Annotated in this window: 3 protein-coding genes; all 3 read left to right on the top strand. The window is 66.2% G+C overall.

Annotation, left to right across the window (positions count from 1 at the left end; translation table 11 throughout):
* The first annotated feature begins 77 nt into the window (after window positions 1-77).
* From NY08_RS15520 to NY08_RS15510, 3 genes are read left to right on the top strand one after another with little or no spacing between them, the layout of a single operon-like run.
* Window positions 78-9146: a non-ribosomal peptide synthetase gene (locus NY08_RS15520; RefSeq protein ID WP_045197330.1), complete on the top strand. Its 9069-nt coding sequence runs from the start codon at window positions 78-80 to the stop codon at window positions 9144-9146.
* Between the two features lie 8 nt (window positions 9147-9154).
* The gene (locus NY08_RS15515; RefSeq protein ID WP_045197329.1) at window positions 9155-24136 is read left to right on the top strand and encodes a non-ribosomal peptide synthetase; all 14982 of its coding nucleotides are present in this window, start codon (window positions 9155-9157) and stop codon (window positions 24134-24136) included.
* Entirely contained in the window at window positions 24114-24335 is a 222-nt protein-coding gene (locus NY08_RS15510; RefSeq protein ID WP_045197328.1) for an MbtH family protein, read from the top strand. Before NY08_RS15515 ends, NY08_RS15510 begins: the two co-directional genes overlap by 23 nt.
* The last annotated feature ends 24 nt before the right edge of the window (window positions 24336-24359 follow it).

The raw sequence follows: 24359 nt of genomic DNA, 5'->3' as shown, positions 1-24359 counted from the left end.
CCCGCTCGTCGCAAACATGGCTCTCGAGGCCACACGACCTTTCACCGACCCGTGGCCGGGGGGACTGATCACTCGAGATGAACGCATCGCCCGCAACCGTCACCGCCGATGCCGAAGATGCCTCGGATGCAACGCAGCCGACCTCCGTGATGACCAGGGCACAGTCCGGCATCGTGTACGCCCAGCAGCTCGATCCAGACAATCCAGTCTTCGCTCTGGCGGAGGTCGTGGACATCCCTGGGCCCATCGATGTCGACCTTCTCTCTCGAGCCATCGTGACTGCAGTCGCCGAGGCGGACGTCCTGCACCGTGAGACGGCCCCGGAAATCGCGGTACCCGTGATCGATATGGCCGATTCTGACACCACGGATTCCGATACGAGGGCGCGGCAGTGGATCGAGGCCGACATGGCCGTCCCGATGCAACCCGGACGGACGCCCCTGGTGTTCTCGGCCATCTTGACCCTCGGCGAGAACAGAACCCTCTGGTACCAGCGCTATCACCACAGCATCCTCGACGGAGTGGGCGTCACCCTGGTGCAGGATCGCGTCGCTGCGATCTACCGGGACCTGGCGTCGGGCTCGGCGATCTCCCCGTCGAGTTTCGGTCCGATCGAGGACCTCGTCGAACTCGAGGCGGCGCGGTGCGACAGCGATGCGGCCGCCGAGGACGGCAGGTACTGGACCGAGCGATTGGCCGGCCACGGCGGACCGGTGGCGATCGGTACGCCGACGCATCGGGTGGCGGCAGGTCGAATCCGGTTGCGTTCGATGCTCGACGAGGCAGTGCTGAGCGGGGTGCACCGCACCGCACGCGAGGCCTCGGTGTCCTGGCCCACCGTTCTGGTCACTGCGCTGGCGGTGCTGTCGACCCGCACGACCGGTGAGAACGAGACCGTACTCGCTCTCCTCACCTCCAATCGCTCGATGTCGATGCGCAGTACTCCCGGGATGGTGTCCAACATCGTCCCCCTGCCGGTCGGACTCGATACCGGCGAGTCGATCGCTCTCGCGCTCGGTGATGTGAATGCAGGCCTGCGTACGTCCGCCAAGCGCCAGCGCTACCGGTACGAGGACCTGCGCCGGCGTGCGGGCACCGAAACGTCGGTTACCGGCGTGCAGGTCAATCTCGTTCTGGGAGAGAGTGATCTACGATTCGGGACGCAGCGCGCAGAGGTGCGTAACCTCGCCGGTGGACCGTTCGAGGACATGGCCCTCGTGCTCGACTGCCGCAACGGCGGGGTCGAGATCGTCCTCGACTTCGACTCGGCCGGGTACGACCGCTCCGAGGCGCAGGCGATCGCGGCGCGCTACCACACGGTGGTGCGCAGTCTGATCTCCACCGAGCTCTCGGACCCGGTGTCGGCTCTGGACATCCTCCCCGCCGCCGAGCGTCACCGACTCGCGGAGTTCGCGGTCGGCCGAGCCGAGGGTGCCGGCACGGCGTCGAGGTCGGACATCGATCATCCGCTGGCGCTCATCGCCGAGCATGCCCGGACGCATCCCCTCGACCCGGCGATCGACATCGGTTCTCCGTCCGGACCGCGCAGCACCACCTATGCCGCACTGGTCGAACGATCGGACGAGTTGGCCCGGACTCTGATCGCAGCAGGGGTGACCCCCGGTTCCGTCGTCGGTGTCGCCCTGCCGAGATCGGACGAGATGATCGTCGGCGTGCTCGCAGCCTGGAAAGCGGGCGCAGGGTACGTCCCCATCGATCCCGCGCATCCCGCCGAGCGCATCGCGCACATCCTGCGGGACGCGCAACCGCCTGTGGTGCTGACACATTCGAGTACCGATGCAGTGGTGCGGGCGTCGGTACAGGCAGCTGCGCAGCATTCGGACGCCGTGACGAGGACCCTGCGTGTCGACGACCCGAGCTCTGTCGGTACCGGTCCGGTACTCGTCGAGCGCCCGAAGGACTCCGATACCGCATACGTCATCTACACCTCGGGCTCGACGGGCGTTCCCAAGGGCGTGGTGATCTCGCACGGTTCACTGCGCAACCTGGTGGGCTGGGCAGTCGATACCTTCGGTTCACAGGGACTCTCGCGGGTGTACTGCGCCACGTCACTGTGCTTCGACGTCTCGGTGTTCGAGATCTTCCCCGCGCTCGCGGTCGGCGGTACCGTCACGATGGGTGAGAATCTGATAGAGCTGGCGCAGAACGGTTTCCGTGGTTCACTCGTGTCCGGGGTGCCATCGGCGATGGTAGCCGTTCTCGGCGGCGACGCGGTGATCGAGGTGGACACCGTGGTACTGGCCGGTGAGGCCTTGACCGATCATGTGGCAGAACGAATCTCGCGCGCTGTTCCCGGCGCTCGCATCGCGAACATCTACGGACCCACGGAGTCGACGGTGTACGCCACCGCCTGGTTCTCCGACGAGGCCGAATACCGGTCCGCGGATGCGATGCACTCCGCCGACCCGCCGATCGGACGGCCGCTGAGCGGGGTACGGGCACACATCCTCGACCGGGCGCTGCGACCTGTGCCGATCGGCACCATGGGTGACCTGTACCTCTCGGGAGCCGGACTGGCCGATCGCTATCATCGTCGACCGGCCTTGACCGCCTCGCGCTTCGTGGCGCTGCCCGCATCGACCGGAGTCGATGTGGTTGCCGGAGAACGGATGTACTACACCGGCGACCTCGCCGTGTGGTCCGAGTCGGGGGACGTGCGCTACCTCGGCCGCGCCGACAACCAGGTCAAGATTCGGGGATACCGCATCGAGACCGGCGACATCGCAACGGTGGTGCGTGCGCACCCGTCGGTGTCCGACGCGGTGGTGACGGCGCGAACCGACGGACCGGGCGGAGCTCCACGTCTGGTTGCCTACGTGCTGGCCACGGAGTCCGAGACCCTCGTCGACGAGGTACTCGACCGCTGCAGGTCGGCGCTACCCGAGTACATGGTCCCCTCGGCAGTGGTGCCACTCGGCGCATTTCCCACCAACGTCAACGGCAAGCTCGACATCGCCGCATTGCCTGCCCCGGTGTACATCTCGACCACGGATGTACGGTCGGCGCCCGGTACCGAGGCGGAGGAAGCGATCTGCGCAGCCATCGGCGAAGTACTCGGCCGGGAAGTGGGCGTGGACGACGATTTCTTCGGACTCGGCGGCGACAGCATCCTGGCCATCAGCGCGATCGACAAGATCTCCAAGTACGGCCGCGCCGTCACCTTTCGCCACTTCTTCGACCTGCGAACTCCGCGACGTCTGGCCGCCGCGTCGACGATTGCGGGGAGTGTGGTCGACGACAACCGAACCGGCACGGTGCCGACGGTGCCGATGATGCAGTGGTGGGCCGAACGACACGGCACGACCTCGACGTTCAATCAGAGTGTGTCGGTGTCGCTTCCGGCTGATGTGACGAACGATGACCTCCGCGCAGCACTGCGGATACTGGTGGACAACCACGACACGCTCAGGATGCGGGTGACCGTCTCTGCAGCACCGGTGGCGGAGATCGACCCGGTCGGAGCAGGTCCCCAGTTCGAGTTGCTGATCACCGCGGATACCGACGAGGAATGCGCAGCCGCCCGGTTCCTGCTGTCACCGCCGACCGGACGCATGATCGTCGGTGTTCGGCGCAGCCCGACGGAGCTGATCCTGATCGTGCATCACCTGGCCGTCGACGGAGTGTCGTGGCACGTGCTGCTCGACGATCTTCGTTCGGCCTACGAAAGCATCAGCGCAGCAACGACACCGATCGTGCGGCCGGCCCCGACCTCCTACTCGACCTGGGCCACCGATCTCACTCGGCAGCCGCTTCCGGGCACTGCCGAAATCGAGAAGTGGCAGAGCATCGCATCGGCGCCGTCGCCCAGCATCGTCAGCGACGCGTTCGACCCGCGGGTGGACACGGCCGCTCGTACCCGGGTGGACAGTGTCGATCTACCGGTCGATCTGTCCCGGGCCCTGCTGGTCGAGACGGCGACCGCGACCCACAGCAGCACCGGTGATCTTCTGTTGTCGGCGTTGGTCTTTGCGCTCGGTCAGGACATCGTGCTCGATCTGGAAGGGCACGGCCGCGGTGGCGATCTCGACCTCTCACGGACCGTCGGTTGGTTCACCACCGTGCATCCCATCGCTCTGGCCCCGGCCGATTCCGTGATCGCCACCACCAGTGCGGTCAAGACTGCACTGGCCGCAATTCCGCACGACGGCAGGGGTTTCGGGCTGCTGCGGTACCTCGATCCCGTTGCCGCACCGATCCTCGCATCCGCGCCTGCATCGCAGATCGGATTCAACTATCTGGGACGGCTGATGCAGGGGGGCGACTGGAGCGTCGACGCGCTCGCGCCGGTTCCGGCGACCGAGGCCGACGTCTCGGCGGTACACCCGGTGGAGATCACCGCATACGCGTCGAGCACAGGCGTGCTCACGCTGCACGTGAGCTCGTGCTCGCGCATCGTCGATCCTGCGTGGATCACCGATGTGCTGAACCGATGGCAGCAGGCCTGCAGCGAGCTCGTCCGTGCTGCCGCCCTCGACCCACGGCTCGCTCTTGCCCCGAGCGACTTCGATGTGGTGGAGCTGGACACCGAAGAGCTCGAGACGGTCCTTAATTCAGCTCTGGTCGAGCGCGGACTCACCGATGTGCTGCCGGCCACGCCGCTGCAGCAGGGAATCATCTTTCACTCGATCGCCGACTCGGCCGACGTCTACACGGCACAGTTCGTGTTCGAATTGGACGCGCGCGTCGACGACGAGCGCATGCGCCGGGCCGTGTCGACCGTACTGGCCGACAACCCCGGCCTGCGAACAGGTTTCCTGTGGAGCGGACTGCGGACGCCGGTGGCCGTTGTGCCGACCGTCGTCGACGCGTCCTTCGACTCGGTGACCGTTCCGAACGGCCCGGAGACTGCTGGGCCTGCGAATGTTGCCGGCACCGGTGTGGTGGAGCGGCTACTCGTCGCCGAGCGTGACCGGCCGTTTCGCCTCGATACACCCCCGCTGGTGCGGTTTTTGCTGATCCACTCTGCAACCGGCCGAACCACATTGGCGTTGACGTGCCATCACACGATCCTCGACGGCTGGTCGGTGCCGTTGCTCGTGGAGCAACTGTTCGGGGCCTACGGAACCGACCCGTCGGAGCGGGGGCGCCGTACCCATCCATCACCGCGGGAGTTCCTGCAGTGGCGCGCTCGGCAGGATCTGGATGCGGCAGCGGCATACTGGGCCGAGCGCCTGCGCGGTGCCGAGCCACTGTGTGTGGCCGACCTGGCCCGGCCCGGAGCCACTTCCGATCCCGTCACCACCGAGCAGGTGGCGTTCGTGTTGCCCGCCCACCAGGTGCAGGGTCTGACGGACGCGGCAGCGCGTGCGAAGGTGACTGTCAGCACGGTCGCCGAGGTCGCCACTGCATTGGCGCTGGGATACTCGTGCAACCGCGAGGACGTGGTGTTCGGCAAGACCGTCTCCGGCCGATCCATCGACCTGCCAGGGGTGGACGAAATAGTCGGGTGCCTGATCGACACCGTCCCGGTCCGGATCGCACTCGATCCGGCAGACTCGGTGTCCCAACTACTGTCGATCGCACACCGCGAGCATCTTGCCGGACAGAGCGCCCACTTCCTCGGACTCGGGGAGATCCAGCGTGCTGCTGGGCTCGGGCAGCTGTTCGACGTGTTGATGGTCTTCGAGAACTACCCGAACGACCTGTCGAGTTCGGCGTCGGTCCTGCCGATCGAGTCGATGACCGCGGTGGACGCCACTCACTACCCGGTGACGATCGTGGTCGACCCACGCGACGGGCTCGCCATCCGGGCGGACTACCGGCCCGCCGCCGTCGACGCGTCGTTCGTCCGTGGTCTCGTGGACCGAATTGCATTGGTGCTGAGCACCATCTCCGATGATGGCGGCGAGGTCGACTGCGGCGAGATCGACCTGCTCACGCCGGCGGAGCGGCATCGCATCGTGACTGCATGGAACGACACCGACCACGAGGTCACCGTCTCCACCCTGACCGAGCTGGTGCGCATCGGATCCGATCGAGCAATCGCCGTCGACCCGTCGTGGCCGGCAGTGGTGTCGGAGGACACCGGATACAGCTACGCCGAGTTCGCCGAGCGCGTGGCACGGACGGCGACCGAACTCGACGGCCTCGGGGTCAGGGGAAGGATCGTCGCGGTGATGGTGCCGCGATCACCGGACATGGTGGTGGTGCTGCATGCCATCGTCGCCGCCGGAGCTGCGTACCTCCCGATCGACCCGGAGCTCCCGCAGGAGCGTCGAGACTTCGTGCTGAGCGATGCCGAGCCGGCGGTCGTGATCGGTGCCGTCGAGAAGGGCTTCACTGCAGGCGAATTCGTGTACCTCGATCTGGGAGAGCTGCTGGCACGCGCGGCGGTGTGCACACCGCGGGAGCTGCCCGAGTCGTCGTCGAGCGACACCGCGTACGTGATCTACACGTCCGGCTCCACCGGGCGGCCCAAGGGCGTACGGGTCTCGCACGGTGCCATCGTCAATCGGTTGACGTGGATGCAGCACGAGTACGGCCTGAGCCCGAAGGATCGGGTCCTGCAGAAGACTCCGACCAGTTTCGACGTCTCGGTATGGGAACTGTTCTGGCCCTTGGCGGTCGGCGCGACCATCGTGGTCGCCGAGCCGGGCGGGCACACCGATCCCTACTACCTGGCCGGATTGATCGAGCGGACCGGCATCACCACCCTGCACTTCGTGCCGTCGATGCTCACGGCGTTTCTCGCCGCCACCGATCCGGTGCAGTCGGCGTCGGTGCTTCGGGTGTTCTGCAGCGGCGAGGCATTGCCGGCCGAGTCGGTCGCCCGGTACTTCGACTTCTTCGAGTACGTCGAGGGGGCGACGCCACCGGCATTGCACAATCTGTACGGTCCCACCGAGGCGGCCGTGGACGTCACGTACTGGGAGTGCACGCGGGCCGATGTCACGCGCGGTGTGGTGCCGATCGGTCGACCGGTGTGGAACACCAGACTGGCGATACTCGATTCACGCCTTCGCCCGGTGCCGGCCGGTGCCGCCGGAGTGCTCTACCTCGCCGGCGATCAGCTCGCCGACGGCTACGTCGAGCGGTCGGGCCTGACGGCCACCCGATTCGTGGCCGATCCGTTCGGGCCCCCCGGCGCACGGATGTACGACACCGGGGATCTGTGCCGCTGGGGCCGTGACGGTGCCGTGGAGTACCTCGGGCGCATCGACAATCAGATCAAACTGCGCGGGTTGCGTATCGAGCTCGGTGAGATCGAGAACGTGCTCACCGGACATCGATCGGTCCGGGCCGCCGCTGTGCTCGCTCGCACGGTCGGCTCGGCCACCCATCTCGTCGGCTACCTGGCACCCGAGGACGACGTTGCAGTAGCCGACCTCGACACGGCCGCGGTTGCGGAATTCGCGGCGAAGACTCTGCCGGAGTACATGGTCCCCCCGATCTTCGTGGTGCTGCAGTCCCTGCCGTCGAGCCCCAACGGGAAGCTCGATCGCCGGGCACTACCGCAGCCGGTGGCACCGCAGTCCGCGCACGAGGAAGCGGTCGGAGACCTCGAGCAACTTGTCGTCGACCTGTTCGCGCGAGTCCTGGGTCGAACGGACGTCGGAGCCACGGACAACTTCTTCGCCCTCGGCGGCGACTCGATCAGTTCGATCTCACTCGTCGGGCGCGCGGCGACGGCCGGATTCCGGTTGTCTCCCGCGGATGTGTTCACCGGCCGAACTCCGCGCGGAATAGCCATGCTGGCAACGCCTCTCGCAGAGATGGACATCGAAACCGGGCCGGCCACCGGTCCGGTACCGGTGACCCCGATCGTGGCCGCCTTCACCGAACTCGGAGCACTGCGTGGACTGCATCAGTCGATCCGCATCCGTGTTCCGGCCGACGCCACGCCGCAGTTGCTCACGCGAGCATTGCAATCGGTGGTCGAGCGGCACGCCGTGCTGCGGATGAGACAAAGGCCGGACGGTGGTGTCGAGATACTTCCGCGTGGATCCGCCGATCTCGTCGAGGTGAGTGTGTGCGAGCCGGGACGCAGTCTCGATCCGCGCTCCGACGGAGACGAACTCGACCCCGAGACGGGCCGCATGCTGCTGGCCCGGTGGGACGCGACCCGATCGGAACTGACGCTGATCGCGCACCATCTGGTGGTCGACGGACTCTCGTGGGAACCGTTGACGGCGGATCTGGAGCAGGCGTACCGACTCGTCGGCGATTCTTCGACCACCGCGGCCGAGCTCGAACAGTTCTGCGCAACCGAGGACGGCACCACGTACCGCCATTGGGCGCGGTCGATCACCGATGATCCTGGCTCGCGCCGAGTCGAACTCGATCACTGGCGGAGTGTGCTGGCACTCGATGGGTCACCTGATTCGTACGCGATCGCGGGCCCGATGGGTACCGTCGCACAGGCGCGCAGCCTCACCCTGGAATTCCCGGAGGACGTCAGCGCCGCATCGACCTCGGAGATACCCGAGATGTTCCGCTGCACCGCACAGGACGTGCTGCTTGCCGGACTGACTGCGGCACTGCAAGAGTGGAGTGGGTCGGACTCGATACCCATCGATCTCGAGGGCCACGGACGGTCCATGCCGCGGACCGATCTCTCGCGCACCGTGGGATGGTTCACCACGCTGTATCCGGTACGCCTTCGGACGCCGATGCAGCCGTGGACGGAACTGTTGCGTTCGGAGGATCACCTTGCGGCGTCGATCAAGGCGGTCAAGGAGCAGGTGCGGGCCACACCCGACAACGGAATCGGGTTCGGCGCACTGCGGTATCTCGATCCGGTGGGCGAACAGGAACTGAGCCGATACCCCTTGCCTGCAGTGTGTTTCAACTACCTGGGCCGCACGGGATCGGATTCCCTTGACACCCTGTGGAAGCCGACCGTGATTGCCGGCGGTGCCCACCCCGACGCGGGCCTGCGGCACACCGTCGAGATCAACGGTGCTGTGACGGCCGGCCATCTCCGCCTCGACATGATCTGGGACGCAACGGTGCTGGATCGACACGACGTGGACGAGATCGCACGCCTGTGGCAGGAGGCCGTCACAGCGATGGCCACCCTGTGCACCGACGCGAGCGTCGGCGTAGCCACACCCTCGGACTTGAGCATCTCCGGTCTCACCCAGGCCGACATCGACGACATCGAAGACGACCTCGTATTCGAGTAAGGATCACTGTGAACAAGCCACGCGTACAAGACATCCTGAATCTCAGTCCGCTCCAGGAGGGACTGCTCTTCCATTCGCTGTCCGGCGATTCGCAGTCCTATGTGGTCTCGGTCCGGCTCCCGCTGCGAGGACTCCTCGACGAGGACCGGCTCCGCTGCGCCGCCGACGAACTTCACCGCAGGCACGACGCCCTGCGGAGTGCGTTCGTGGCCCGTAAGTCCGGCGGCTACGTACAGGTCGTCACCCGCGACGCGCCGACCCGTTGGGTCGCCGAGGACCTGACTGCGCTCGGCGCTGACGAGCGCGAACGAGCACTGGAGGCGGCAGCACTGGCGGACAAGGACTTCGCACTCGGGTCACCGCCGCTGATCGCACTGCGACTGATCCGGCTCGGCGAGGACCAGCACATCCTGCAGATCACCAATCACCACCTCATCCTCGACGGATGGTCCATGCCGCTACTGGCTCGCGAGCTTTTCACGTTGTACGACAAAGGGATCGAGGCCTCTGGGCTTGCAGATCCGCCACCCGCACGCGGCTACGCGCAGTGGTTGGCCGGGCGAGATGCCGAAGCGGCCACCGCCGCGTGGCAGCAGGCACTCGCCGAGCCCATCGAACCGACCCTGATCACCGGAACGAGATCCTCGGATACGGCATCCTCCGACACCGTAGGCACCGGTCCGGTGCATCAGCACTGGCTCGAGTTGGATTCCCGATCGTTCGCGAAACTGCGCGGTGTCGTACGCGACCGAGGCCTGACAGTGAACACCGTCGTCTCGGGGGCCTGGGCGCTGTTACTGGCCAGGATGACCGGCCGCGGCGACGTCGTCTTCGGCTCGACGGTATCGGGGCGTCCACCCGAGGTACGCGGCATGGAGTCGATGGTCGGACTGTTCATCAACACCATCGCTGTGCGAGTGCACCTCGACCCGACCGAGACGGTGTCGGAACTGCTGTGCCGCATCCAGGCCGAGCAGACCGAACTCATGCCGCACCACCATGTGAAACTTGCAGACCTGCACCGCATCGCCGGCGTAGGTCAACTGTTCGACACCCTGACGGTCGTGGAGAACTACCCCCTGGAATCCGATACCGCGGTGGCCGACGGATTGACCCTCGGCGAAGTCGAGACAGTCGAGTCCACCCACTATCCGCTGACGGTCGTCGCCTTTCCCTCGGACACGCTGCGGATTCGCATCGACGTCGCGCAGTCTGCGGGATTGGACGGTGCGCTGGTCGCGGATCGCTTCCGGCGGATTCTCGAGGTGCTGTGCGAAGACCCGGAGATCTCGGTAGCCGGTCTCGACCTTCGATCGGATGTCGAGCGCGGTCTGTGGTCTGCGTGGAACGACACGCAGGACACTGCCACTGCGCAGGATCGACCGACGCTGGCGCAGCTGTTCGCGCGGACCGCCGCGCAAAATGCGAATTCAGTTGCCGTGCAGTCTCTCTCCGCGGACCGATCGGCGGTGGATTTGACCTACGGTGAGCTCGACGCCCGCGCGACCGAGCTGGCACACACCCTCACCGAACTCGGGGTGGGAACCGAGGACGTAGTGGCGCTGGTCCTGCCGCGCTCGGCGGACCTGATCGTCGCGATCCTGGCCGTGGCCGCCGCCGGAGCCGCGTACCTCCCCATCGATCCGTCGTATCCGGCCGATCGCATCGAGTTCATGATGTCCGACGCCGTGCCGGTCGCGGTCGTCTCCGAATCCGGTATTCGCGCTACCGGACAGCGGGGATCCGGTGGTTCGAGCTCGCCGGACGGCACGGGTTCTGTCTGCGGCGATCCGGCCGATCTCGCCTACGTGATCTACACCTCCGGATCCACCGGCGTCCCGAAGGGAGTGGCGGTGTCCTCGCTCGGGCTGGCCTCGTTCACGGCGTCGATCGTGGACCGATTCGGTGCCGACTCGACGAGCCGTGTATTGCAGTTCGCATCACCGAGTTTCGATGCGTCCGTACTGGAAATACTGCTCGCTGTCGGATCGGGCGGCACCCTGGTGATTCCGCCGCCGGGACCGCACATCGGTGACGAGCTCGCCGAACTGCTCGTCGACGGCGGCATCACTCACACGTTGATTCCCCCGGCCGTGTTGGCCACCGTCCCGACCGACACGGCCTTGCCCGCCTCGACGACGATCATCGTCGGCGGCGACGCCACGTCTACGGAGCTGGTGAGCGCGTGGGCCGGTCGAGTACGTCTGATCAACGCCTACGGCCCCACCGAGATCACCGTCGCAGCAACGATCAGCGACCGACTGGCCGGTGGCGAAGCGGTGCCGCTGGGTCGACCGGTGCGCAACTCGGCCGTGCACATCCTCGACCCGATGCTCGCACCGGTCAGCCAGGGAGATGTGGGTGAGGTGTACGTCGGTGGTCTCGGCCTGGCCCGCGGCTATCTGCGACGGCGTGCCACGACGGCGGGGCGGTTCGTCGCAAACCCGTTCTCGAACGACGGTGAACGCCTCTACCGCACTGGAGATCTCGCTCGTTGGGACGGCGGTCTCGCCCACTATGTGGGCCGTGCGGACGATCAGGTCAAGATCCGCGGCCATCGCATCGAGGTCGGCGAGGTGGAGAACGCGATCGGCGCGCTCCCCGGCGTCGTCGATGCCGTGGTCCTGGTGGTGCGTGAGCCCGGCAGGCCGGCTCGATTGGCTGCGGTGATCCGAACCGACTCCGGAACCGCATGCGAGGCCGAGCTCAAATCTCTACTTGCTCGACGAGTGCCGGACTACCTGGTGCCCGCACACATCGTGGCGGTGTCGAGATATCCGTTGACCCGCAACGGGAGCAAGGTGGATCGACAGCAGTTGTCGGACAACCTCCCCGAACTACTCGCACGGCGAACCGCCACCGAGCCGAGTCCCCCCGCTGCGGTCGGTGCCGTCGGCGTCGAAGCAGTGATCTGCGGTGTCTTCGCCGAGGTCCTCGGGGTCGACGAGGTGGGCCCGGACGACAATTTCTTCGATCTCGGCGGTGACAGCATCGTCTCGATGCAACTGGTCTCGCGGGCCAAGGCGGCCGACGTGATCTTCGGTCCGCGCGACGTGTTCAACAACCGGACGCCGCGATCTCTTGCGGCGCTCACCGTGGCGCGCTCGACCACGGACGGGTCCGTTTCGGCGACCGCCACCGACACACCGGCTCGGTTCGAGGATGCCGGACCGTTTCCTCTCACCCCCACGATGCACTGGTTCCGCGAAACCGGTGCCGAGGTCGACGACTTCTGCCAGGCCGTCACCATTGCAGTCCCGGCCGACCTGGACGCGGACCGGCTGGCGAGTGCAGTGCAGATGGTGCTCGACCGGCACGACAGTCTGCGACTGCGTCTGACGGTGGAGCAGGCCGATCGCGGCTCCGAGAGCCTGTGGAGCCTCGAGGTCCGACCGAGGGGAGAGGTGCAGGCCGTCGATCTGATCTGCCGTGCCGATGCGGGCGACGACCTCGACTCCGTGATAGCCCGCGAGGCCATGGCGGCGCGGGCTCGGTTGCGTCCGGCCGAAGGCGTCATGGCGCAGTTCGTCGTGGTGTCCGACGGCCACCGTCCCGGTCGTCTCATCGTGTGCATCAATCACCTTGCGGTCGACGGAGTCTCGTGGCGCATCCTGCTCGATGACATCGCCGCCTCCTACCGAGCCACCGCCGCCTCCGAGTCCGCTCCACCTCCTCCGGTGTCCACGGGCTTCCGCCAGTGGGCAGGCACACTGGCCGAGCGTGCGGCCGGAGCCACCGGTCACTTCGGTCGATGGTTCGACGTACTGGCCTCGGCCGGTGACCAGTTGGTACCCGTCACCGCTCCGAGACCGGCACTCGATCCGATCCTCGACACCGTGGACACCGTCCGTACTCGCACGGTGACCCTGCCCACTGCCACGACGGCCCGACTTCTCACCGATGTGCCGACGCTGTACGGCACGACGATCTCGGAGAACCTGATAGCTGCACTGGCCGTTGCCATCTGTGCCACCACCGACTCCTCCACCCCGCTGTTCGATATCGAGGCGCACGGCCGATCGGCCGATGACGACACCGACACCACGGACCTCTCCGAGACCGTCGGATGGTTCACTGCGATCTCGCCCGCCGCAGTCTCCGTGCCGAAGGACGCAGCGCAGGACTGGCTCGATTCCAACCCCGAGGCCGCATCCCCGTCGATCTCGGCGGTCCTCAAATCGGTGAAAGAGCAACTGCGACAGCTGCCTCCGCCGCAGACCTTCGGGCTACTTCGGTATCTCAACCCGCAGACCGTCCTGCCGCTCGCGCGTCTGCAGCGTCCGCAGATCGGGTTCAACTACCTCGGGCGGTTCACCGTCGGCGAGGACGTCTCGGACTGGTCGGTCGATTCGCGCTCGGGTGTGATCGGCGGCGGAATCGACGACTCCGCACCGCTGCCGCACGTGCTCGAGGTGACGCTGGTGACCGAGGACAAGCTCGACGGTCCCCATCTGAGTGCGTCGTTCTCCTGGGCGTCACGGGTGCTCTCCGCCACCGAGGTCGACGCGTTGGCCGACGCGTTCGTCGCCGCGCTCGAGGCTCAGGTCGCGCACTCGAGGGTGCCCGGTGCAGGCGGCGCAACTCCCAGTGATTTCCCGTTGGTGACGCTGTCTCAGCAGGAAGTGGATCTGGTCACGGAGACCGTCGACGTCCGGGGCGGTGGAATTCTGCCGCTGTCCGGATTGCAGCAGGGACTGCTGTTCCATGCAGCCTTCGATACGACCAGCGACCTCTACAGCGTGCAGCTCGTTCTCGAACTCGGCGGCACGCTCGATCCCGAGCTGCTACGGGTCAGCGCCGCCGCGATGGCGTTGCGTTACCCCAATCTGACGGCTCGATTCTGGTACGAGGGTATGTCGAGCCCGGTTCAGGTCTATCCGGTCGGGGCGACGGTGCCGTGGGAGTTCATCGACCTGGGTGCGGACACGACCGCACTCGAACCCACTCTGGCGCAGATCCGCGCGCACCCGTTCGATCTGTCGATGCCGCTGCTGCGCTGGACTCTCGTTCGAGCAGGTAGCACACACCGGCTCGTTCTCACACATCATCATCTCTTGCTCGACGGCTGGTCTGCACCGCTGTTGATCCGAGACCTGTTCCGGCTCTACGGCAACGGCGGATCGCCCGAGTCGCTGCCCGTGCCGCCCGCGTTCGTCGACTATCTGCGGTGGACAACCGAGACCGACAGCGCCCGTGCTGCCGGCGTCTGGGCGGCCGAGCTGGAAGGACTGTCCGAACCGACTCTGCTCGCAGGCCCCGACACCGCTGCCGTGTCGAAGTACCCGGTGGTGTCGAGCCGGGTGATCGACATACCTGCCGATACGACAGCGGTGTTGACCGAGCGTTCCCGACGCGCCGGTGTCACGGTGAACTCGACTGTGCAAGCGATCTGGTCGCTGGTCCTGTCCGCGGTGACCGGCCGCAGCGACATCGTCTTCGGTGCCACCGTCTCCGGTCGTCCACACGATCTCGACGGTGTGGAGGAGATGGTCGGGTTGTTCATCGGGACCGTCCCGCTGCGCAGTGCGATCGAGCGCGAGCGCACCTTCGAGTCGCTGGCTCGGGCATTGTCCGAGCAACAGTCTCGGGTCATGGAGTACAGCCACGTGGGTCTGGGTGCCATCGGTGCCGCAGTCGGTATCGGTGATCTGTTCGACACTCTCGTGGTATTCGAGAACTATCCCATCGACGCCGAATCGACATCGCTCCCATGTGATCTCACGGTGGAGTCGGTGGTCGGGCACGATGCCACCCACTACCCGTTGACCCTGATCGTGCAACCGGGGGAGAACCTGTCGATTCGGCTCGACCACCGTGTCGATCGGATCCCGATGGATGTGGTCGACGCCGTCGAGCGGCGTCTGACGACCATCGTGGCGGCTCTGTCCGACCCTGCCGACTCCCGGGCATTCGACACCGATCTCGGTGTGCTCACCGAACTCGACTCGGCCGAGCTCGAACGCGTCGTCGCGTGGGGGACCGGCCGACCGAGTCCCGTGGACGGCCCGAGCCTGGGTGCCGTGTTCGCGGATCGGGTGGCCGAGGATCCCGATGCCGTTGCCGTGGTAACCGATACCGACGTCTACACCAGGGCAGAGATTGCGGCAGCGGCGGGTGAGTTGGCCGATACGTTGTACAGCAACGGAATACGACGAGGCGACCCGGTGCTTCTCGGCATGCGCCGCGGTGTCGAACTGCTGATCGCCACTGTCGCGGTTGTCGGTGCAGGCGGGCGATACGTACCGCTCGATCCGCGCAGTCCCGACTCCAGGCTCCAGGCCATCGTCGACGACGTGCAGGCGCGGGTGGTGATCGCCGACGACTCCGTCACCGGCCGCGGCATCGACTTCCGTGCGACCGTCGTACCGGTGCCCGAGGCACATTCGGAGTCCGTGGGACGTCCGCGTTCGGTGGTGACGGTCGGACCGAACGACGGTGCGTACATCATGTACACGTCGGGCTCCACAGGAACCCCGAAGGGCGTCGAGATCGGGCACGGCGACATTCTGGCTCTCGTCGCCGACACCATCTTCGACAGTCCACGGTTCGATCGCGTACTCGTACACTCCCCACACGCGTTCGACGCCTCGACCTTCGAGATGTGGGTGCCGCTGCTGCGAGGCAAGCAGATCGTGATCGCCCCCGATGCACCGCTACCCGGACAGACGACCGACGTCGTGTCGGACGCCATCGTCCGACACCGGGTGACCGCAGCGTGGCTGACGGCCGGACTGTTCCGCGTGCTCGTCGAGACCCACCCCGAGTGCTTCACCGTGCTCGAGGAGGTCTGGTCCGGTGGAGACGTCGTTCCCGCCGACACGGTTCGCGCGGTTCGGGCACTGAACCCGGCGTTGGTCTTCACCGACGGATACGGTCCGACCGAAACCACCACCTTCGCCACCCGTGGTCGTATCGGTCCCGAGGACCCCATTCCCGATGTGCTGTCGATCGGTTCGCCGATGGACAACATGCGCCTCTACGTGCTGGGCCCCGACCTCGACCGACGCGGGGTCGGTGTCGCCGGCGAACTGTACATCGCCGGCCACGGCGTGGCGTCCGGATACTTCGCTCGACCGGCACGCAGCGCAGGATCGTTCGTGGCGGACCCTTTCGGACCCGCAGGTGCGCGGATGTATCGCACCGGCGATCTGGTGGCGTGGCGGGAGAGCGGCGACCTCGAGTTCGTCGGGCGCGCCGACGATCAGGTCAAGGTTCGCGGATTCCGCATCGAACTCGGCGAGATCGAGTCCGTCGTCGCGGCTCAATCCGGGGTGGAGCACGCCACCGTCGTCGTTCGGGAGGATCGGCCGGGAGACAAACGAGTCGTCGCCTACGTCGTGGCAACGTGCCCCGATGCGATCGACCACGAGGACCTCGCTCGGAACGCGGCCGCTCGACTGCCCGATTACATGGTGCCCGCCGCATTCGTCGAGATCGACGCATTGCCCATCACGACCAACGGAAAGGTGGACCGCAGAGCACTTCCCGTGCCCACCTACCGCGGTGCCGCCGACGGCCGGGCGGCTCGGACCGAGGACGAGGCGACGCTGTGCGCACTGTTCGGTGACGTCCTCGGCGTCGAGGACGTGAGCATCGACGACAACTTCTTCGCCCTCGGTGGTCATTCCCTGACCGCGACGAGGCTGATCGGACGCATTCGCACCACGGTCGGTCGAGCAGCGACGATTCGTGATCTGTTCGAGAACCCCACCGTGGCACAACTTGTCGAGGTGCTCGGCGACGACGTGGATCCGGCGTCGATACTCACCCCGGTGCAGCGTCCAAAGCACATTCCGACGTCGTACGGGCAGAGTCGCATGTGGTTCCTGGACCGACTCGACGGGGATGCCTCGCCGTACAAGATTCCCATCGGTCTGCGAATCCGCGGCCCCATCAATGTCGGGGCACTGGAGCGTGCATTCGGCGACGTCGTGGCACGACACGAGGTACTCCGCACCGTATTCGAGGAGGTGGACGGCGAGCCGTACCAGGTGATCCTGCCCGCCGGGACCGGAGCGCCCGTTCTGCACACGGCGCGAGTGTCGAGCGCGGGAGCGCACCACGACGCACGGGCCATCGTTGCGAAGGGATTCGATCTGGCTCTCGACCCGCCACTGCGCACCGCACTGATCGAGTGCGCACCCGAGGATCACCTGCTGGTAGTGGTGTTGCACCACATCGCGGGTGACGGGTGGTCGATGGCCCCGCTGGCCGCCGACCTGTCGGCAGCGTACGACGCGCGAGTGGCAGGACATGCACCGGAACTGCCACCGCTCGCCGTTCAATACGCCGATTATGCTGTGTGGCTTCGTCGTTCGATGGGATCGGAAACCGATCCGGCCTCCCGCTTCTCCGCTGCCGCGTCGTTCTGGCGGAACGCGCTCGCCGGAATCCCCGACCCGCTCGATCTCCCGCTCGACCGGCAACGGAGCGACGTGATCGCCACCGAAGAGTCGCACAACGCCGGTTCCATCACTCTGGCAGTCTCGGACACCGTGCATGCCGGCTTGGTCGACATCGCGGCAGGCAGCGGAGCGAGCCTGTTCATGGTGCTGCATTCGGCCTTGTCGGCGCTGCTGACTCGGCTCGGTTCCGGTGAGGACATCGTCATCGGCTCGCCGGTCGCCGGACGTGGCGAGGAAGCACTGAGCGATCTTGTCGGTTTCTTCGTCAACACCCTGGTGTTGCGCGCCGATACGTCCGGCAATCCAAAATTCGTGGAACTGGTTGCCCGCGTGCGCAATTGGGATCTGAGTGCCTTCGCCTACCAGGACATGCCGTTCGAGAAGCTGGTGGCCGAACTCAACCCGGTCCGGTCGAACAGTCACCACCCGCTCTTCCAGGTTCTTTTGGTGCTGCAGAACAACACTGCAGCGGACCTCGATCTGCACGGCCTGTCGGTGGCCATCGATGCGGTCGATGCCCACGCAGCACAGTTCGACCTGTCGTTCGACGTCACCGAACGCGTCGTCGACGGGACCCCGCACGGGTTGTCCATTCGATTCGACTACCGGGCGGACCTGCTCACCGACGCCTCCGCGCATGCGCTGGTGCAACGTTTCGTGGCGGTGCTGACCGGTGTGGTCGCCGATCCCGAGGTCAGGATCGGAGCCATCGACTTGCTCACGGCAGACGAACGGCACTACCTCGAAGTGGGACTGAACAACACCGCGAGAGCGTCCTCGGTTCACGATGTACTCGAGCAGGTGCGCACGATCGGGCGCGAGAACCCGGACTCGCCGGCGGTTCGCGACGCCGATGCAGTGATCGGGTACGGCACACTGGCGGCGCGAGTGGCCGGACTGACCCAGCGGTTGCGGGCCGCTGGAATCGGAGCCGGTGACGTCGTTGCCGTCTGCAGCCGCCGCCGGACCTCGGTAGTCGTCGCACTGCTCGCCATCAGCGCAGTGGGCGGCGTCTACACCCCGGCCGATCCCGGTGCGCCGGTACAGCGATTGGCCGGTCAATTGAGCGACGCTGCAACGGCGCTCGTCCTCACGACCGAGGAGGACCGTCTGCATGCGGCAGCGCTCGCCGGGGCGACCGGTGGCCTACCGATCCTCGTCGACACGGAATCGGAGATCGACCCGCAGTCGATTGCGTGGCCACAGTGGGAATCCGAGCGCCCGGCGTACGTGCTGTTCACCTCCGGTTCCACAGGACGCCCCAAAGGTGCCTTGGTGCACCGCGGCGGGATGATCAACCACCTGCTCTCCAAGGTCGAGGAACTGCACCTGCAACCCGAGGACGTCGTCGTCGCCAACGCACCGTTGAGCTTCGACATATCGATCTGGCAGATGTTGGCACCGCTTTTGGTGGGTGCGCAGGTTCGCATCGTCGACGCCGACATCGCCCGTGATCCGACGCAGCTATTCGGTGTTGTTGCCGCAGAGGAGGTATCGATTCTCGAAGTGGTGCCGTCACTGTTGCGGGCGGCTCTCGACGACTGGGACGACGGCAGTGCAGTGCCTGCGCTGCCGCGATTGCGACGGCTCGTCGTCACCGGTGAGGCGCTGCCGAGACAACTGTGCAATCGATGGCTCGACCGCACCGGTATTGCACTGGTCAACGCCTACGGTCCCACCGAGTGCAGTGACGACGTCACCCATGCGGTGATCGACCGAATCGACTCCGACGCAATGGTTCCCATCGGTCGTCCGATCCGCAACACTGCCCTCTACGTACTGGACGGTGGCCTGCAATCGACACCGCCCGGAACCGGGGGGGAGATGTACGTCGGCGGAGCAGGAGTGGGATTGGGCTATCTGGGCGACCCCCGCCGCACGGCGACGACGTTCGTGGCCGACCCGTTCGGTGAACCGGGCAGCAGGCTCTACCGCACCGGCGACACGGTGCGTTACCGACCCGACGAACAGCTCGAGTTCATCGGCCGAATCGATCACCAGGTCAAGATTCGCGGCCAACGGATCGAACTGGGCGAGATCGAATCCGCACTGGCATCGCACGAACAGGTGGGTGATTGCGTCGCCACTGTCCCGACCGGACCGTCCGGCCAGCCGATGCTCGTCGCGCATGTCGTCGCGCAGGGTGCCGGGAGCATCGATTCCGGTTCTCTCCGAGCACATCTGACCGCATTGCTTCCCGCCGCCATGATTCCGGCTGCGTTCGTGATCATGGACCGTCTGCCACTCACCGCCAACGGCAAGGTCGATCGAGCGGCTCTCCCGGCGGCGGACCCGAGTGCCGAACGCCGGACCACCATTCCGCCGCGAACTGCAGCGGAGGCATCGGTCGCCTCGATCTTCGCCGAACTGCTCGGCACCGAGAACGTCGGTATCGACGACGACTTCTTCGCGCTCGGAGGGCACTCCTTGCTGGCAGTGCGCCTGATCAACCGGATTCGATCCGAACTCGGCATCGAGATGAGCATTCGTGAGGTCTTCGACAATTCGACCGTGGTCGCGCTGGCTGCGGCACTGGGTCCGGCCACCGCGGTCCGGGCATCGCTCACCTCGGTGGTGCGCCCAGCGGTGCTGCCGCTCTCGTACGCCCAGCGTCGGTTGTGGTTCCTGGCGCGATTCGACGCCAGGCCGGGTGCCTACAACGTGCCGACGATCCTGAAATTGACCGGAGCGCTCGACATCGACGCCCTGCGGTGTGCACTCGAGGATGTCAGCGCGCGGCACGAGATCCTCCGTACCGTGTTCCCCGAGATCGATGGTGAGCCGGCGCAGGTGATCTGCACCGACCGCACCCCGATCCTCGACGTCGTGGATGCAGGCCCGGACCCGCTGGCGCAGGTGGGGGACGCGGCGAGCGTGCCGTTCGATCTGACGGTGGACCTGCCGATGCGCACCACTGTGACGGTCGGAGATGCCGATGGTTCCGGTGCACGCGAGTACCATCTGGCAATCACGTTGCACCACATCGCAACCGACGGTGGATCCGCGACCACGTTGGCCGCGGACCTGGCCGAGGCATACACCGCGAGGTGCGCGGGCCGGGCACCCGAATGGACTCCACTGACCGTGCAGTACGCCGACTTCGCTGTGTGGCAGCGCGCGGTGAACGGGGCGAACCAAGGGGGCGAGGATGTCCCGGATCCGCACATGGCCTACTGGCGCGCAGCGTTGTCCGATCTGCCGGAGGAGCTGACACTGCCGACCGATCGACGACGTCGTAAGGAACCCACCTTCGAGGCGGGCAGCGTGTACTTCTTCGTCTCTGCCGACCTACACCGTGCACTGACCGATATTGCGACACAGTCGGATACGAGTCTGTTCGTCGTGATCATCGCAGCACTCTCCGCGCTGCTCGGCCGCATGGGAGGCGGGGACGACATCCCCATCGGAACCGTCGTCGACGGCCGCACGGACCGTGAACTGGAACCGCTCGTGGGGTTCTTCGTCAATACTCTCGTGCTGCGCAACGACCTCTCCGGGGCGCCGACATTCCGCGAGCTGGTGGAGCGGGCCCGTGAAACTGCACTCTCGGCGTTCTCGCACCAGGATCTTCCCTTCGAGCGTCTCGTCGAGGTACTGAACCCGGCGCGTTCGGTCGCTCGGCACCCGCTGTTCCAGACGATGCTGGCGTTCCAGAACCACCGTGAGATCGCATTCGAGCTGCCGGGAGTCCGAGTGGAAGGAGTCCCCACCGGGACGGGAGTCGCGAAGTACGACCTCTCGGTCAACCTCGCCGAGGGCCCGAGCCTGTCGGGGCTGGCCGGTCGCATCGACTATGCATGCGACCTGTTCGACCGCGAGAGTATCGACGCAATCGCGACGCGGCTGGTGCAACTGCTGACGGCAGTGGCATCGGACCCGGACCGGATCGTCGACGGTGTGGAACTGGTGACCGAGCAGGAGCGAGAGTTGGTGCTCCGCGGATTCAACGCCACCGGATCGAGCATGCCGGTGCGTGGGTTGGTGCAGTTGTTCGCCGATCAGGTACGGCGGACCCCGAATGCACCCGCCGTGTACCACCTCGGCCGCGAGATCGATTACCGCACGCTCGACGACCTTTCGAACGGTTTCGGACGGCTGCTGCTCGCAGACGGGGTCGGTGCAGGCGACCACGTGGCGGTCTGCCTCGGTCGCTCGTTGGAGCTGTTCGTCGCGGTGCTCGGAATTGCGAAGGCGGGTGCCGCGTACGTCCCGATCGATGCGTCGACGCCACTGGATCGAGTCGCCCGCATCCTCGAACAGACCGATCCGCACACGATCGTCACCACCGAATCCGAATCAGCGGGCTACGGAAACGCGAGAATCGTCGACATCGGCTCCTACGTAAGCGATTTCACAGCATCAGCGGATCACCGTGAGATCACCGACGCCGATCGTGCGGCTCCGCTGCAGTTGCACGACGCCGCCTACGTCATCTTCACCAGTGGCTCGACCGGAACGCCGAAAGGTGTGGTGATCGAGCACTATTCGCTCGCCGATTACCTGCGCTTCGCCCGAACGAGTTACGACGGGATCGGCGGTCTGGCGGTTCTGCACTCGTCGATCTCGTTCGATCTCAGTGTCACCGCAATGCTCACTCCGCTGGTGAGTGGCGGCGCGGTGCTGGCGGTGGATCTCGATTGCCTCGACGAGTTCGACGTCCGGGTGCTCGCGGAGCAGGAGTGCACGTTCTTCAAAGCCACGCCGAGTCACCTGCCGTTGCTGAAGACGCTGCCGCCGTCACTCTCACCGAGTCGGCAGTTGCTTCTCGGCGGAGAGGTTCTCACCGGTGCCGCCGTGGCCGACTGGCGAGCAGAGCACCCCGGCACGGCGCTGTACAACATGTACGGCCCCACCGAGACGACCGTGAACTGCTCTCAATTCATGCTCGCACCAGGCGATGTCGTACCCGACGGTCCCCTGCCGATCGGTGCGCCGATGGACAACGCGCGGTTCTACGTCCTCGACTCGGCACTCGGCGTCGTTCCGGTCGGTGTGCCGGGAGAGATCTACATCGCCGGCCCGTGCCTGGCCCGTGGATATCTCGGCCGTGAGGCCCTGACCTCCTCGAAGTTCGTGGCGGACCCCTTTGCCGACGGCACCAGGATGTATCGAAGCGGCGACGTCGGACACTGGAACGCCGACGGCACGGTCACGTTCCTGCATCGCGTCGACGATCAGGTCAAGCTGCGTGGCTACCGAATCGAACTCGGTGAGGTCGAGTCTGCTTTGACGGCACTGCCTTCCGTGGCCACCGCCACTGCCGTGATTCGCGAGGATCGACCCGGCGATCGACGACTGGTGGCGTACGTGGTGCAGCAGGACGACACCGCGGATCGGGCCGGTCACACCGACCGGATGTCCGAGGCCCGAATGCGCGCGGCCGTGGCGAGGGTACTGCCGGAGTACATGGTGCCGTCGGCGGTCGTGAACCTTCGCTCGATTCCCCTCTCTCCCAACGGAAAAGTAGTTCGTGACCTACTGCCGGAACCTACGTGGTCGAGCGGAACGCAGTACGCGGCACCGAGAACCGACACGGAGCGTGTTCTGGTGGAGATCTTCGAGCAGATCCTCGGCTCCGACCGGGTCGGTCTGAACGGCGACTTCTTCGACCTCGGCGGGCATTCGCTGTTGGCGGTGAAGTTGACGAAGGCGGTCCGGGAACGACTGGGCATGGAGATCGGCCTGCGTGCGCTGTTCGCCGCGCCCACACCGGGGCAGTTGGCCGCCCTGTTCGGCGGCTCCGGTGAGCTCGGAGAACCAGGTCGCACGGACGGGGTCGACTGTGTGTTGCCGCTACGCGCAGGAGGATCGCGGCCCCCGCTGTTCTGCATCCACCCGGCGAGTGGGTTCGCCTGGTCCTATTCCGGATTGCTCCGGGCCGTGCCTGCCGAGGTACCGATCTACGGCCTGCAGTCGTCCGGGCTCGACGGCTTCGGGACGCTCCCGCAGACGTTGTCGGACGTCGCAGCGGACTACATCGCCCGGATGCGCGAGGTGCAACCCACCGGCCCGTTCCACATCGTGGGATGGTCCTTCGGCGGATTGGTAGCGCAGGAGATGGCGGCGCAGTTGCATCGAACCGGCGACGAGGTCGGCCTTCTCGGGTTGCTCGACGCCTTCCCCAAGGTCGATTCCGACCCCGACGCCGCTGCGGTGGACTCGGATGAGCTGTGGGCGGCGTTGCTTGCCGTCGCTGGCGTCCAACCGGACGATGTCGGCAGTGCCGTGGGTGATCCCGAGGCCATCGCCGCACGTCTGAACGAGCAGGACTCGGTGTTGGGAACCATGACGGCCGATCGTGTGCGGGCACTGGAAGCGGTGTTCGAGAACAACACTCGGCTCTCTGCGCAGCACCGGCCGCAGCGGTACGACGGCCCGACGACGGTATTCGCCGCCGCCCGCGATCACGGGCCGTCCGCTCCCGAACGCCGTCGATGGAACGGCGCTCTGTCGAACATCGAGTTCGTCGAGATCGACGCTGCTCACAACGACATGACTCGACCCGAACCGATCGCCCGGATCGGTGCACACCTGACCCACCTACTAGGAGGAGAAACCAGCCATGACCACCAACCCGTTCGATAACGACGACCTCACCTTCTCTGTGCTCGTCAATGCGGCAGGCCAGCACTCGCTGTGGCCGCAGTTCGCAGCCGTCCCCGGCGGTTGGGACGTCGCATTCGGGCCGGCGAGCCGCACCGAATGCTTGGACTACGTCGAAGAGAACTGGACCGACATGCGTCCGAAACCGGTGGACCGTCCGGCGGCGCCTGCACACAGTTGAGGCACGCGATGAAGGTCTTACAGG

The organism is Rhodococcus sp. B7740, assembly GCF_000954115.1.
GTDB lineage: Bacteria > Actinomycetota > Actinomycetes > Mycobacteriales > Mycobacteriaceae > Rhodococcoides.
This window is presented reverse-complemented; position numbering and strand designations above follow the sequence as displayed.